This is a genomic window from Lactobacillus sp. W8093 (assembly GCF_016100925.1).
Classification (GTDB): domain Bacteria; phylum Bacillota; class Bacilli; order Lactobacillales; family Lactobacillaceae; genus Lactobacillus; species Lactobacillus helsingborgensis.
The window spans coordinates 2,590-18,616 of sequence record NZ_JACFRL010000008.1; the positions used below are offsets into that span (position 1 = coordinate 2,590).

General features: G+C 35.2%; 11 protein-coding genes and 1 CRISPR repeat array. Of the genes, 1 reads left to right on the plus strand and 10 read right to left on the minus strand.

Going from position 1 to position 16,027, the window contains the following annotated elements:
• Positions 1-36: 36 nt before the first annotated feature.
• A CRISPR array of direct repeats spans positions 37-1,072; the repeat unit is 36 nt; unit sequence GTTTTAGATGGTTGTTAAATCGATGATGATTAGAAC.
• 189 nt (positions 1,073-1,261) lie between these two features.
• Positions 1,262-1,594, minus strand: coding sequence for a YxeA family protein (locus H3T47_RS06505; RefSeq protein ID WP_199282932.1), 333 nt, complete (start codon positions 1,592-1,594; stop codon positions 1,262-1,264).
• A 217-nt stretch (positions 1,595-1,811) separates the two neighbouring features.
• On the opposite strand from H3T47_RS06505, the gene H3T47_RS06510 reads away from it, so the two are divergent.
• Complete coding sequence (locus tag H3T47_RS06510; protein ID WP_199282933.1) at positions 1,812-4,085, plus strand: HAD-IC family P-type ATPase; 2,274 nt, start codon at positions 1,812-1,814, stop codon at positions 4,083-4,085.
• Positions 4,086-4,520: 435 nt separating this feature from the next.
• Here H3T47_RS06510 and H3T47_RS06515 read toward each other — a convergent pair whose 3' ends face one another.
• From H3T47_RS06515 to dnaJ, 9 genes are all read right to left on the minus strand, one after another.
• Complete coding sequence (locus H3T47_RS06515; RefSeq protein WP_199282934.1) at positions 4,521-5,039, minus strand: GNAT family N-acetyltransferase; 519 nt, start codon at positions 5,037-5,039, stop codon at positions 4,521-4,523.
• A 232-nt stretch (positions 5,040-5,271) separates the two neighbouring features.
• A complete protein-coding gene (locus H3T47_RS06520) occupies positions 5,272-6,213 on the minus strand; it encodes an aldo/keto reductase (RefSeq protein ID WP_199282935.1) in 942 nt (313 codons plus the stop codon).
• 471 nt (positions 6,214-6,684) lie between these two features.
• Positions 6,685-7,212: an adenine phosphoribosyltransferase gene (locus H3T47_RS06525; RefSeq protein WP_038522915.1), complete on the minus strand. Its 528-nt coding sequence runs from the start codon at positions 7,210-7,212 to the stop codon at positions 6,685-6,687.
• Between the two features lie 100 nt (positions 7,213-7,312).
• Positions 7,313-9,589: a single-stranded-DNA-specific exonuclease RecJ gene (gene recJ / locus H3T47_RS06530; protein ID WP_199282995.1), complete on the minus strand. Its 2,277-nt coding sequence runs from the start codon at positions 9,587-9,589 to the stop codon at positions 7,313-7,315.
• Between the two features lie 41 nt (positions 9,590-9,630).
• Entirely contained in the window at positions 9,631-11,463 is a 1,833-nt protein-coding gene (lepA, locus tag H3T47_RS06535; protein WP_199282936.1) for a translation elongation factor 4, read from the minus strand.
• Positions 11,464-11,564: 101 nt separating this feature from the next.
• The gene (locus H3T47_RS09265; protein ID WP_370567580.1) at positions 11,565-12,236 is read right to left on the minus strand and encodes an ATP-binding cassette domain-containing protein; all 672 of its coding nucleotides are present in this window, start codon (positions 12,234-12,236) and stop codon (positions 11,565-11,567) included.
• A 9-nt stretch (positions 12,237-12,245) separates the two neighbouring features.
• Entirely contained in the window at positions 12,246-13,154 is a 909-nt protein-coding gene (locus H3T47_RS09270; RefSeq protein WP_370567581.1) for an ABC transporter transmembrane domain-containing protein, read from the minus strand.
• On the minus strand, positions 13,144-14,751 hold the full coding sequence (locus H3T47_RS09420; protein ID WP_370567583.1) for an ATP-binding cassette domain-containing protein: 1,608 nt from the start codon (positions 14,749-14,751) through the stop codon (positions 13,144-13,146). The genes H3T47_RS09270 and H3T47_RS09420 overlap by 11 nt, the downstream gene beginning before the upstream one ends.
• A gap of 119 nt (positions 14,752-14,870) precedes the next feature.
• Positions 14,871-16,013, minus strand: coding sequence for a molecular chaperone DnaJ (gene dnaJ / locus H3T47_RS06550; RefSeq protein ID WP_199282938.1), 1,143 nt, complete (start codon positions 16,011-16,013; stop codon positions 14,871-14,873).
• Positions 16,014-16,027: the final 14 nt, after the last annotated feature.

The window sequence follows — 16,027 nt, forward strand, 5'->3', positions numbered from 1 at the left end:
TAGAACCTAACCAAAACAGATATCTGTACGTTACACGTTTTAGATGGTTGTTAAATCGATGATGATTAGAACTATATAAGGTTGATTAGTATCAATCCAAATGTTTTAGATGGTTGTTAAATCGATGATGATTAGAACTTTTAGACTTGGTAGGTGGTCAAGGTGTGGGTTTTAGATGGTTGTTAAATCGATGATGATTAGAACATTAATATATTGACCACCACCCGCAAGCACCCGCAAGCCAGTTTTAGATGGTTGTTAAATCGATGATGATTAGAACTAATTATCGCCTATTTCCTGCATTCTTTCGGTTTTAGATGGTTGTTAAATCGATGATGATTAGAACTGATTGACTGCCAACCTCTATCCATTGTGAGTTTTAGATGGTTGTTAAATCGATGATGATTAGAACATTTAGTTTTGAAAACTAAATTTGAAGAAAGTTTTAGATGGTTGTTAAATCGATGATGATTAGAACGCTAAAAGGGGATGATAAACATTCAGCAAAGTTTTAGATGGTTGTTAAATCGATGATGATTAGAACACTGATTACCTTCCGGATGAGGCACAACGGGTTTTAGATGGTTGTTAAATCGATGATGATTAGAACTTCATAGGATTGAGCCATGTACCGTTGTTGGTTTTAGATGGTTGTTAAATCGATGATGATTAGAACCACAGAAACACATGGACGCTGTCAATTTATGTTTTAGATGGTTGTTAAATCGATGATGATTAGAACTTTGCATAAAATACCTTATGACCATTTATAGTTTTAGATGGTTGTTAAATCGATGATGATTAGAACCATAGCCTAAAGATATGCTTTGCATTGCTTGTTTTAGATGGTTGTTAAATCGATGATGATTAGAACTTGGCTCCACTCTAATTGCCTATGAGGGCAGTTTTAGATGGTTGTTAAATTGATGATGATTAGAACTTATTTTTGATGAGTTTCCCGAAGTTAATAGTTTTAGATGGTTGTTAAATTGATGATGATTAGAACTTTTAGCCATTATAACAACACACCTCATTTGTTTTAGATGGTTGTTAAGCAAAAGCAAAATATTATCATAAGCTCACAATAAAAGGCTTGCTTTTAAAGCAAGCCTTTTTGTTTCGCCTATTTAACAAGCCAATAGAAAATACAATCAATACTAGTCTTTTACAATATCTGTTCATTAAGTTCTTCATGCTAAATAACCAATAATTTTTAAAATATGATACAGACAATGTGGCAAGATCTGCAAATTTATTAAAACTAATTATTATTTACTTTCTTGTTGAATTCTCTCTTTGAAACATACTGAATTTTCTTAACATACTGACCTCTATGATCAATTTTGATATATTGTTTAGAAGGATCGTAACCACCTACTCTTCTGATCCTATATGGAAGTTTCTTACCAGTCTTGGCATCATAAGCTTGAACGTTAAAATACTTTTGCGTATTCTTTTCTACTTGAGCATAACTTTTAGTTTCGGGAATTGTAAGATTGAAACGATCGAAAATTTCATTATGAATAAAAAAGGGAAAACAAAAGAAAGCTGCAATTGCTAACACAAAGACAAAAAATATTTTTCTAAAATTCATGATTACTCCTTATCCAATTTGGTTTTATAGATTTAGCAGATTAGCTAAAATAACTGCTTAATTTAAATTCTGAGTGTATCAATACACTAGTATACCTTTATTATACACTTTTCATAATTTTTTACGAGTATAGCAACAATATCTATTTTATTTGCTAGCAAAAGTCAATTATTTATGCTACTTTAAGTGCAGTATTTAAAACTAAGGAAGTAGTAATATGTCTGAAAAATTTAAGGGTTTAAGCCAAGCCGAAGCAGATAAACTTCTTCAAAAAAATGGTTTAAATGAAGTTCCTGAACCTCAATTTAACTTTTTCAAAGAATTTTTATCTAAGTTATGGAATTTATCGGCCTGGATTTTAGAAGCTGCCCTCCTTCTGGAATGCATATTAGGTAAGTGGATTCAATCATTGTTTGTGCTTTTAATGTTGCTTTTTGCCGCATGGAACGGTGCTTCTAAGAAAAAGCAGTCACGCAAAGTATTAAACAATATTTCCCATAAGCTGACACCTTCTATTTCTGTCCAAAGAGACGGCAAGTGGCAAAATATTGATTCCAAATATTTAGTCCCAGGTGATTTAATCAGCATGCAGGCTGGTGATGTCCTAGCAGCAGATGTGAAATTACTTGAAGGTCAGATCTCTACTGACGAAAGTTCGATTACTGGCGAGGCCAAGACAGTTCGTAAAAATCCGCAGGATACAGCTTATGCAGGTACAACTGTGACTGAAGGAAATGGACTTGCTCAAGTCACAGCTACAGGAGCAAATTCGCGTTCTGGTAAGACAATTAACCTGATTAATAATTCAGCTGCTCCGGGACACCTACAACAATTATTAACCAAAATCATTTATTATCTATGTATTTTAGATGGTATTTTGACACTAGTAATCGTTGTGGCATCCTTTTTCAAAGGTGGCGACCTCAACAATTTAATTAATATGTTGCCATTTTTAGCTATGATGTTTATAGCTTCCATCCCTGTTGCTATGCCCTCAACTTTTGCACTCTCAAATTCCTTTGAGGCAACCCGTCTAAGTAAAGAAGGCGTCTTAACATCAGATCTTACCGGTATTCAGGACGCAGCCAACCTTAATCTGATTTTGCTAGATAAAACGGGAACAATCACACAAAATAAAACAGCTGTTGGGCAATGGACTAATTTTAGTTCATTAGATAATAACCAAGCCCTAGAATTGGCGGCGGCTGCAACAGATCAAAGAAATAAAAAAATTATTGATACGGCGATTGATGACTATGTAACTGGTTTAGGACTTGAAGTGAAGACAGGTACTGACTTTACGCCATTTACTTCTAGTACTGGTTATTCAATGGCTAATTATAACGGGCACAATATCAAGCTGGGATCTTTTAAGCAGCTCTCGCTCATTGATCAGAATGCTAATGAAATAGCTAAAGACGTTGATTTTAGTGCGGGACGCTCAGTTGCTGTACTGATTGACGATAAATTAGCCGGGGTCTTTATTTTGCAGGATATGGTGCGTCCCGATTCTAAAAAATCTCTTGGTGAGCTTAAAAAGCGTGGCGTTAAACCAATTATGCTCACAGGTGACAACCAAAAGACTGCTGAAGCCGTAGCTAAGCAAGTCGATTTACAAGGCGATGTCATATCAATTCATGATTTTAATGATGAAACTGATACCAGTAAATTAGCGGGTATTGCGGATGTTTTACCAGAAGATAAGTTAAAGATGGTTAAGTTCTTCCAGAAAAAAGGCTATATCGTCGGCATGACAGGTGACGGTGTTAACGATTCCCCCGCTTTGAAACAAGCTGAAGTCGGAATTGCTGTTTCCAACGCTGCTGACGTTGCCAAACGGTCAGGCAAGATGGTTCTTCTAAATGATGGTTTATCTTCAATTGTTAAAATTCTTGACGCTGGTCACAGGGTCTATCAAAGAATGACAACCTGGTCGTTAACTAAATTGGCGAGAACTGCGCAATTAACTATGCTTTTGACCTTCGGTTATCTTTTCTTTAACTATATCCCAATGGCGTTAAATGCAATGGTTATTTATACAATTATGAATAATATGGTCACAATGATGATTGGTACGGATAGGACTCACATTACCTATAAGCCTGAAAATTGGAATATGGCCCGCTTAGCCAAAATTGCTTTTTCACTTGCTTTCGGATGGACGGCCATCGGCATCTTTGCTATTGCATATCTTAATACTCACGGTTATAGTCACGGTACAGTGTCAACCATGGTCTACGTCTACCTTGTCTTAAGTGCTATGTTTATTATCTTAATCACCAGAACTAAGCGCTACTTTTGGCAGGATTACCCGTCAAAGGCTGTTGGTCTAACTCAGTTAGGTGATGTAATTTTAACAGTAATATTAGCTTTATTTGGCATAGCAATGACTAAAATTACATGGACGAATCTATTACTAACGTTCGCTGCTGCTTTGATTGCCGCTATCATTATTGACCTCTTTTATCAGCCGATAATGAAAAATCGCTAGTTTATTAATTTAATAAAGCAAAAGAAAAACCTGATCTTGGACTTTTTCCAAAATCAGGTTTTTTAAGGTATACCGATGAGTTCCTGAATTTTCCATCACATCGGTAAAAAGGTTTTGTATATGCTATTTGGTATAATAATTTAGAATAGGAAAAAATAGTTAAATTAATCAGGAAAATTAATTTTGGTAAGATGCGAGTCAACAGCAAAAATAAATTTTACTTTACCAATGACCCTCATATCCCCCCTTTCGCTGGTTGTACGTTTATAACAAATGCTGCATAAACATGTAGCACGGGCTACATTATTTATGCTTTAAATTACATTCGTTATGTTTATCTTAATACATAAAATAACTAATGTAAACTATTTAGTTTTATTTTTTTGCTATGAAATCAGTAAAATTTACTGATTTTAAATGTGTTAAATAACGAAATTATTTCTTTAATTCATACACATATGAAGTTTCGTCTGGACGATAAACTCCGTGTAACAGACCCACTTTGGTAAATCCCATTTTTGCAATCAGATGTTGCATTGCTTGGTTATCTTCATGAGTATCAATTCTAATCGAATCTATATCAGCACGATTGTCTTTAATATCATTAATAACAGCCCGCAATAACTTAGTAGCGTAGCCTTTACCAGAATGCTGTGAGTGAATTGCCACACGATGAATAACTACATATTTATCAGTGTCGCATAGCCATTCACCATCTAAATGATCATAAATTTGATCCGGTCCGTCAACAATTGCAATTGCTCCAACCGTTTCTTGATCTTCAGATACGGCTAAAAACGCCCAGCCATTTTCGATATCTTCTTTAATTTGTCCTTTTGACGGATATTCACCTTGCCACTGGTTAACACCGTGCTCAGCTAATTGATTGGCACCGTCTTTCAAAATAGCGATAATTTGGTCAAAATCGGCCATAGTTGCTTTTCTTAATTGCAAATTACTCTATTCTCCTTTTTTTGAAATACTGTACCATTATATATACTTGACCCCCAGCTTGTAAAAAATTTGCACTTCAAAAAAGAAAAAATTTTCATTTTTCAGTAAACGCTATCAAAAGAGTGTATAGACAGATTAACCTTATTTCAACTAATTTTTACTCAATAAAAAAAAGCCTTGCTCTCACAAGACTTTTAACTCAAAAAACTAAAAATAGATCTTCGTTAGGCTTTTAAAAATCACTAAACAATTGATCAATTTCTTGATATTCACTTGGTGACAATTTAACTGACATGGCTTTCGCATTGCTTCTGACCTGGTCAGCGTTGCGCGCACCCGGAATCACGACACTAATAGCTGGATTAGCCATATACCATGCCAAAACAGTCTGGGTAACCGTTGCCTCATGCTTAGTTGCTATCTCACGGATACCCGCAATACCCTTGATTGCTCTGTCATACCGGTCTTCGTTAAAATCACCCAGCAGTTTTCCGCCGTCAGTACTGTTAAACTTGTCCCAATCACCAGCGCCGTATTTACCAGTTAACAGACCTGAAGCTAACGGGAAAAATGGCACAAATGAAATATTTTGCTCATGTAAATATTCCAATTCTTCCTTAACAGGAGCCCGGCGCACCAAACTATAATGATCCTCAACGATATCAACTTTCCCATTTTTATTTGCTTCTTTAATTTGGCTCAAAGAAAAGTTAGAAACACCAATAGCCCGAATTTTACCAGCTTTGCGAATTTCATCTAAAGTTTCAATTGCTTCATCTTTGGGTGTATTCTCATCCGGATAATGTAAGTAAAAAATATCAATATAGTCTGTTTTCAAACGTAAAAGTGCCTCATCAACGGCTTTTTTAATGAAAGTGGCACTATTATTAGGTGCCATATTTTGTGACTTATCTTGGGCAGCCTTAGTAGCAATAATTACTTTTGAGCGATCATAATTTTGCAAGACGTCCCCAATGATCTCTTCGGATCTGCCGAGCCCATAGACATAAGCGGTATCAAAAAAGTTGATGCCCTGCTTAAGAGCCTCGCGCAGTAAATCATATCCGTCTTCTTCATTTAAATTTTTAAATAAGTTATGTCCCCCAACTTTATTTGTTCCTAAACCCAACTTAGTTGTGTAAACATCACTTTTGCCAATTCTGATTTTATCCATATCTATTCACTCCCAAAAAGCTATCATAGCTGACAGCTTATAAATTAGCGTTGTTTTTCTAAATTAATAATGCACTATGGGGCAAGGTAACAAACTTATTATTAATGCTTTTTCAGTAAATAAATTATTTAGGTTAAGCTAATTTATATTTTCACTTAGCCACTACCTATCAAACTACAAAGTATGGTAACCTTTTTCAACAGAAATTACTAAATTTAGCAAGCGCTTACAACAATGATAAAATTATACTTTAATTATGTCTTATATCCTCCTCTTAAAAAAACGCTTTTATTACTACCGTAGTTGTATTCTAACGATTATTAAAACCAATAGTCAAGTAAGTTACCTTTTCTTAGTAGAAGAAGCTACTATATTAATATCACTGAAAGCAATAAAAATTGTCAATTTAACTACCAAAAAAGTTCCCAAGAGATTGACCCTCAGGGAACTTTTTAATTGCATGTTATTCACTTAAGCACCGTGGTATTTAACTAATGAGTAAACATCAAGTCCCGGTAATTTTTCTTTTCCTTTTAGATCAGGTAATTCAATATAAAAAGCAGACCCAACTAATTCTCCACCTAAATTTTCAATTAGTTGCTTACATGCTCTCAGAGTTCCTGCTGTAGCAAGTAAATCATCACAAACTACCACACGTTGACCTGGTTTGATTGCATCTTTATGTATTTCCAAACTATTAGAACCATATTCCAAATCATAAGAAGCACGTTCCACTTCTCTAGGTAACTTATGTGGTTTCCTAGCAGGTACAAAACCAATACCCAATTCAGTAGCTACGGGACAGCCAACTATAAAACCACGGGCCTCGGGACCTACAATGACATCAGCATTTTTGCTTTTAACATATTCTGCTAATTCATGAGTAGCTGCTTGAAACAATTTGCCATCCTGTAAAATAGGAGTGATGTCACGAAAAATGATCCCCTTATTAGGGAAATCCTTAACACTTGCAATATGTTTCTCAAAATCGTTTGCCATAAGAAGAAAAAACCTCCAAAACTTAACTTTCTTGCTAAAGCTTATCCGACCTAAATATTCTAACAGATTTCAGGATTAAAAGCACTAATAATGTGAAAAATTAATGCTGCTTTAATTGCTCATTCACGTACATTAGCAATTTTTTACTAGACATATTCCTTAATTCACGAATGAAGGCAATTTGTGACCTAGTGGCAAGATAATATCGTGAAGCTGTTAACTTACTTCTAGCAGGATGTTTAACAGCATAGATTTTGTTGTCCGCTATTTTAATAAAATGCAGCTCAGAAAATACACGTAAAATAAATAGAATATGATCATAACTCTGCTGCAGAAAAGGTCCAACTAAGCGATAATCCTCGATCGTTAAGCCAGGATGTGTATATACGTAGCGCAATACATTCTCAAAATCTGACTTCACAGGCATCTGCGTCACCGGTAATTGATCCAAAATAAACCGTAAGTAAAGCTGAGCGTAATTATTAGTCAATGCTGCATCTAATTCACTTTGATTATGGGGAACGTCAAGAAAGACGGCTACCTCGCCCTCACTATCATAATCATTAATCAGCGTAATTTTTGCGGGATCAATATCATATTTTGTAGAAGCAGAGATCTTATTTTTTTCGTCAAATAAAAGATACCTATCCGCAAAACCCATTACATATTTTTCAGATCGTAAATCAATAACTGGTGCAGGAACAGCTAATTTAGGGGCTGCAAAAACGATACCTTTAATTATACCTTGCACTTTAGTTTGATTACGAAAACAATTTTCTTGTAAGCCAATAAAAAGCTGATCAATGTATGGTAACAGGGCTCTGGTTAAGTTTTTTTTATTGAAACCTACCACATCCAATTTCTTATTGCTTTTACTGACAGTCAGTTTGATATGATTCTTATCTGCACCCATGTAAAAGCAGCCAGTGATGTCAGGATGCTTAATGCTAAACACCGACTCCACATTATCTGTGCCAAAAGGACCCGCCAATTTAATTTCCGCAATAGTCTTTAAATCAAGATTAGCAAACGGTAATTCAAAATCGTAATCTCTGATATTCTGGTTGTATGAACCATTAAAATTATTTTCAAAGGCTTTTCTTAAAGAAGGAATTTTTTCTTCAGTCATTGATAATCCGCAAGCAAAATCATGCCCACCGAATTTCAAAAATAGTTTGTCCTTTAAGGGATTTAGCGCATTAAAAATATTATAACCGGCAACGGATCTCCCAGACCCCTTGATAATTCCAGCTTCATTTTTGGTTAAAACTATGGTAGGTTTATGAGTTTTCTCAACCACCTTATTTGCTACTAAACCCAAGACGCCTTCATGAAAATCTGGTTGATAAATTACCAGAGTTTGACTTCTTTCCCAGCCATTATTTTTAACTTGTTCAAGACATTCTTGAAAAACAGTTGCAGTCAATTTTTTGCGTTCATCGTTTAATTTTTCAACTTTAGTAGCTATCTCATCGGCTTTTTCATCAGTATCACATAATAGTAATTCCACTGCCAGAGAAGCATTGGCAAGTCTGCCCACAGCATTTAATCTTGGTGCAATATTAAAGCCAACATCAGTTTCGTCAATATGTCCTAATTGTAAACCAGCTTTTTTTATTAAAGCTCTTAGTCCCGGCCGCTCAGTCTCATTAAGCATTTTAAGGCCACGTTTTACTATTACATGACCTTCTCCTGACACCTTGACCATATCACCAATTGTGCCAATCATTGCTAATTCCAATAATTCAGGCATTGGTTCCTGCATTAACGCCCGACAAATAGTGTAGGCAACACCTGCCCCACAATAATCATCAAACGGATATTTTTGTTCAGGATAATTGCAGTGTACCAAAGCGTAACAGTCAGGAACTTGCTCTTGAAATTTATGGTGATCTGTAATTATTGTATCTACACCTTTACTTTTGGCAAAAGCAACCTCGTCAACCCCAGTAATCCCGTTATCTACAGTAATAATCAGTTTAGTCCCATCTGCTACAATTTTTTTGTAGGATTCAAGATTTGGACCATAGCCATCTTTAAAACGATCGGGAATAAAAAAATGTACGTCGGCACCTAAAATGCCCAGTGTTTCCAGCATAATAGTGGTGGCAGTAATACCATCAGCATCGTAATCACCATAGACCGTTATTTTTTCTCCTGCATCAATTGCTTGATTAATTCTGTTAACTGCCTTTTTCATGTCATGCATTAAAAAGGGATCAGCCAAATCAGCTTCAGTGGCATTAAACCAATAATCTATTTTTTCCGCAGTATTTATTCCGCGCAAAGAAAGCAGCTTAGCCGTTATTGGGCTAAGCTGATACTTCTCAATTATAGCAGGAGCTAATTCTTCACCTTTACGTTTGCGCCATTCAATCATTAATTTAATTCAGCCTTTTGTCGTTACTTATCTTTATTTTAATTTAAATCGTCATCATTCATTTTTAAGACAGCCATAAAAGCATCTTGGGGAATTTCTACATGACCCACTGCTTTCATCCGTTTTTTACCCCGCTTTTGTTTTTCAAGCAGCTTTGCCCTTCTATCAGGATCTCCCGTATGAATTTTCCAAGTAACATCCTTGCGGTATGGCTTAACAGTGGCACGAGAAATAATTTTTGCTCCAATTGCTCCTTGAATATCAACTTCAAAGTTCTGTCTAGGAATTAACTTCTTAAGCATTGAGGTCATTTGTCGCGCCCTATTTTGAGCTTCATCACGGTGAGCAATGAAACTAAGAGCGTCGACCACTTGTTTATTCAAAAGAATATCAATTTTAACTAAATCAGTTGCCCGATAACCCGTAATTTCATAATCAAGTGAGGCATAACCTTTAGTGGAAGATTTTAAATCATCAAAAAAATCATAAATAATTTCGGCTAGCGGCATATTGTAAATTACGTTAACCCGATATTTGTCTAAATAGTCCATTGTCACAAACTCGCCCCGTTTGCGTTGACATAATTCCATCACAGGACCGACAAAATCATTCGGAACCATTACTTCTGCTTTAACAAAAGGTTCCTGCACTTCCTTATATTCACCTGCAGACGGTAAATCAGAAGGATTATCAATTACTTTGGTCGTACCGTCATTCATAATCGCATGATAATCAACAGAAGGGGCAGTCATGATTAAGTCTAGGTCAAATTCCTGTTCAAGTCTTTCCTGCACCACATCCATGTGGAGTAAACCTAAAAAGCCGCACCTAAAACCAAAGCCTAAAGCAGTTGAAGTTTCAGGTTCAAATTCTAAAGCTGCATCATTGAGCTGCAATTTTTGTAAAGCTTCCTTAAGGTCATCATATTTTGCATTGTCTACGGGATACATACCTGAATAAACCATTGGTGGTATCTGACGATAACCGGGAAGTGGTTCCGCGGTTGGATGTTCTGCGGCAGTGATAGTATCACCAACACGAGTTTCACGAACGGACTTGATGTTTGCCGTTAAGTAACCAACATCCCCAGCAATTAGAATATCTTTTTTAACCGGATGTGGACTGGAAACTCCAACTTCAGTAACTTCATACTCCTTACCAGTATTCATGATTTTTATTTTATCGCCGGGTTTAACCGTACCTTCTTCAATCCGCACAGATAAAACAACACCGCGATAGTCATCATATTTTGAATCAAAAATCAACGCTTTTAACGGTGCTTGGAGATCTCCACTAGGAGCTGGTATATCTTTAACTATGCGTTCAAGCAACTCCTTAATTCCCTGCCCGGTTTTACCGGAAACTTCAACAGCGTCGGAAGCATCTAACCCCAACATTTCTGTGATTTCCTCTTTAGCCTGCTCCGGATTAGCTGAAGGCAGATCAATTTTATTTATAACAGGCAAAATTTCTAAGTCATCATCAATTGCTAAGTATGTATTTGCCAAAGTTTGGGCTTGCACACCTTGCGAAGCATCTACAACTAACAATGCACCTTCACAAGCTGCTAAGGAACGGGAAACCTCATAAGAAAAATCTACGTGTCCTGGTGTATCAATTAGATGAAAAATGTAGTCTTCGCCATCTTGCGCATGATATTTAATTTCTACTGAGTTCATCTTGATGGTGATGCCGCGTTGGCGTTCCAAAGGCATATCGTCTAACATCTGATTTTTTAATTGGCGTTCAGATACCGTATCGGTCAACTCTAAAATTCGATCGGCAATCGTAGACTTACCATGATCAATATGAGCAACAATGGAAAAATTGCGAATACGCTTCTGATAATCTTGTAATTTTGTTATGTCCATAAATAATTTGCACCCTTTACTCTATCTTTATTATTATAACAAAGTAACTGAAACAGTTAAAAGCAATTAAGTAAAAAGTAAGGGTAGTCTAAACTATTTGATTAATTAGATTTTGTTTTTTTATTTAAACTAATTCTTTTATCAAACTTATTTTGAATTTTCTGAGACAAATTGTGCGCTATCATAAAAACCGTGATAGGAATATCAACAATATTGTTAATTATTTCTGCACTATTTTCTTCATCAATTGCCGATGTACCTTCGTCAATTAACAAAAACTGGTTTTCATGAATTTCAGATCTGGCTAGAACTATTTTTTGTCTTTGCCCCCCAGACACATTTAAATTGTTTAAGTTAATAATTGTTTCTTCTTTTTCAGCAAATTTGCTAAGATCATAATTAAAACAAGTATTTTTAATTACTCGTTTTAGATTTTCTTCTAGATCTTTATTAAACATTGTTATATTGTCCTTGATACTAACTGAAAACAAAACAGGTGATTGAGGAATGTAGCCTAACCTTAAGTTTTGCGGATTAAGTTTGTTTTTATTCTGATCAAAAAAATCAACTACACCAGTTGTAGGTTTCAATTCACCTAAAAGCAATTTAAAAAGAGTAGTCTTACCACTACCAGAATCACCCATTAATAGAACTTTTTCATGGGGTTTAATAGTGATATCTGGAAAAGTTAATTTTTGACCGTTCGGAAAAATATAACTTAAATTGTGAGTTTCTAAACATATAGGCTGCATACCTTCAGGTGGACTAGTCACTGGCACGCGCTATTTTGCAACTTTCTGATTTAATTGACCAGCAGAAGATATTTGTCCAACCTCATTTGTAAGGCTTTGCAATGCTTCTAACAAATTTGCACTAAAATTTTCGACGGTGATGATCACACCAAAAGGAATTATTTTACGAGTAATTAACAAAGCAGCGCTAACAAGTAGTACAAAATTTAACAAAACTGAACTTGCCTTATTCACAACAGATAAAAATTGCGCAGTTTTTGTTCGATTAACATTTGCTTTTTCTAGTTTCTTTGAAGCTCCTGTCATTACAGTTGAAAGTTTTTTTCCAGCCATAAAATTTTGCAATTCAGCTAAGCCATCTAACCAATTTTCTGCGGTATTTAAATATGACGCGTTAGCCAAAGATAAATTTTGCACAGCTTTGCGTAAGGGCTTTCGTAATAGACGGGGAAGCAATAAATTTAGGCTGCCTAAAAATAGTACTATTATTAAAAGGCTCCAATGAAATGACCAGAGTGCCAAAATAACAAAAAGAATTTGCGCAGCATAATAGGGAATATCGGTATAAATGCTCAAAGAAGAAGACTTAATTATATTAAGGTCATTCGTTAGTATATTTTGGACCTTATTTGGACTATGATGGACGTAATCGTTGAAAAAATGGGCAACAATTTCCGCTCTTACTTGATGATTATATTGTTGAATTTGCTTTTCAATTAAGTATTGACACAAATTCATACCCAAATAACTTGTAAAATATAAAAATAATACGATTAGACAAAACAACAAAAACTCATTTACCATCCTTCTGCGGATAAAAGAAAAGATATACGTTCCGATATAACTTGTACCAATAACTAAGCCGGAAGTAGTAAATTCTAATAGCAAAATGACTATCATTCTAGTTTTATTAGTAGCATACAATCCTTTAAAGGTCATAATTACCCTCACCTCGATTAGGGTCAATATTTATCACTCTATCAAACAATTTTTTAGTATCTTTAGTAAGATTATGAGCAATAACTATAATAGTTTGGTTACTATTCAAAAGATTACTAATTATTTTGTTTGTTGCATTTTCATCAATGGCACTAGTGGATTCATCGGCCAAGATTATAGGCTTGTTTTGAATCTCATTACGCGCTAATACAATCTTTTGTCTTTGGCCTCCCGAAAGGTTGTCTTTGTCAACATCAACTATTGTTTCCAGACCAGCTTGAAAACCAGCTACATCCGACTCGAGTTGAACTGATTTTACATATTTTTCAACAACCTTATTCAATTTACTATTGAACATGGTAATATTCTCTTTGATCGATACTGGAAATAAGAAATTGTCTTGTGCTAGATAACTTATCTGACTGCGGTCAACTTTAACCTTATTACCCTTTTTATCACAAAAATATATTTGTCCACTGGTAGGCTTTAATTCTGCCAAAAGCAGTTTGAATAAAGTTGATTTACCAGAACCACTTCTACCCTGCAATAGAATCTTCTCGCCCTTCTTGATAGTCATGTCAGGATAGGAAATTTCTCTATTATTTTGATATTTATACTTTAAACTTCTAGTTTTTATTACAGAAAAATTTGCTTCATTTGAATATGTGCTTGGAATTTCTCTTTGCAGTTCATTTAGTTGTTGATTGATATTCTTAGTTGACTGCATTCTTGTTAATGCGGTAGTGATAGTCAAAGCTGAATTAAAGATACTAGATGCAAAAGTTCCTGCAGCAATAATAGTACCGAAAGAAACAATTTTAGCGAAAAATAAAATTGTTGCTAGAAATGTCACTGCTACTTGAGAAAAAGAATTTGCGCACCCATTAATAAATTGAGCCAGTCCCATGACTTTTTGCCTGTCAACATAAGATTGCTCCAAATCTGTCCCCTTTTTTGTCAAATAATGACTAAAGGCATCAAATGCCAGGTACCTTCTTAATTCTGCCAGACCGTTAAACCACTGAAAAATGGTATTTAAATATTTTTTATTTTGTTCAGAAATTTTTTTGGTTGCTTTCGTTAGAGCTTTATGCGTTAGTTTGGGCACTAATAAAGTGATAATGACCAAAGTAACTACTAAAACAGCTATCGACCAATGAAACATGACTAAAGCAATTGTCGAAGTAATCATTACAAAAAGGGAACTAAGTATACGCAAAACTTGATTAGCATATTGATCTGTTAATAGCTGCAAATTATTATTTAAATTATTTACCATTGCTGCTGTAGAAACAGATTTACTGTGGTAATAATGCTTAACGAGATTATCTCTAATCAAGCCAATATATTGTTGCAGCTGTCTACTATAAAGCCACGTAGCCACAGAATTAATTATAAAGGCAACTAATCCCGTAATTAGACTAACCAAAATAAAGTATAAAAATTGAAAGAAATGACTTTTACTCAGGCTATTATAAGCGAACTTAATAACGTATGAGCTGAATGCAGTTCCACAACCATAGATTACGATTAAAGATACTATTAGAATTGAATTTAAAATATTCGTTTTTATTAAGTTGCTTAATTTTATTGTTATTGCCTACAATATTAACATATTATTAAATATTTATTACATTATAGCGCGTAAAATATTAAATTCAATTATATATTTGAAAAATAAAAAGCAGTACTAAAAATTTTAGTACTGCTTTCTTATTACTGTAATTTTTCTTTTAATCTTTCAAAAAAGCCTTTTTCCTGAGGGGTAATTGAGCCTCCTCCAGCTTTAACAAATTCAACTAAAGCCTGCTTTTGTTTTTCGTTAATTGATTTTGGTATTTGTACCTGAACAGTAGTAATTTGATCGCCATTACCACTACCGCGCAAATAAGGAACACCTTCGCCATGCAAAGTAAATTCTTTATTTGGCTGAGTACCAGCAGGAATTTTTAACTTTTTATTCCCATGGACAGTTTTGACATTTATTTCATCACCTAATGTTGCCTGGGCAAATGAAATTGGCACTGTAGTATAAATTGTCGTTCCTTTACGTTCGAATTCTTTTGAAGGTTTAATGCGGTAGCTGATATAAAGATCGCCATAAGGACCACCATTTTTACCAGCTTCGCCTTGGCCATCATAACGTAACTGCTGACCGTTATCAATTCCAGCGGGAATATTAACTTCAATGGTATTTTTACCATCAATTACACCATTACCATGACAGGTTTGACAAGGATGTTCAATAATTACACCTCGACCATGACACTTATCACATACAGTTTGACGCCGAATTACACCTAGCATCGACTTCTGCGTAACAGTCATATAGCCACTACCATTACACTTATCGCAAGTTATTGGGTGTGTGCCTTTTTCTGCCCCATTCCCTTTGCAAGTTGGGCAAGTTTCACTGCGAGTGTAAGAAACCTGCGTCTTTTTGCCGGTAATAGCATCCATGAAATCAATTGTCAGAGTATAGTCTAAATCTTCACCACGTGTTGGTGCTGTTGGATTAGCACGACGCTGGTTAGATCCTGTTGCACCACCGAAGAAATCATTAAAAATATCACCAAAGTCGCCGAAGCCGCCAAAATCACCATATCCTTGGCCCGCACCACCAAAGCCGCCTTGACCATTGACTCCTGCAGAACCAAATTGATCATATTGGGCTTTCTTTTGTTTATCGTGTAAGACTTCGTAGGCTTCATTAACCTCTTTATATTTTTCTTCCGCACCCGGTTCGTGATTTAAATCGGGGTGATATTTTTTGGCAAGTTTACGATAAGCAGAGGTAATTTCTTTATCACTGGCATTACGATCAACACCAAGCACGCTATAGTAATCTTCTTGTGCCATCTATAAGCTCCTTA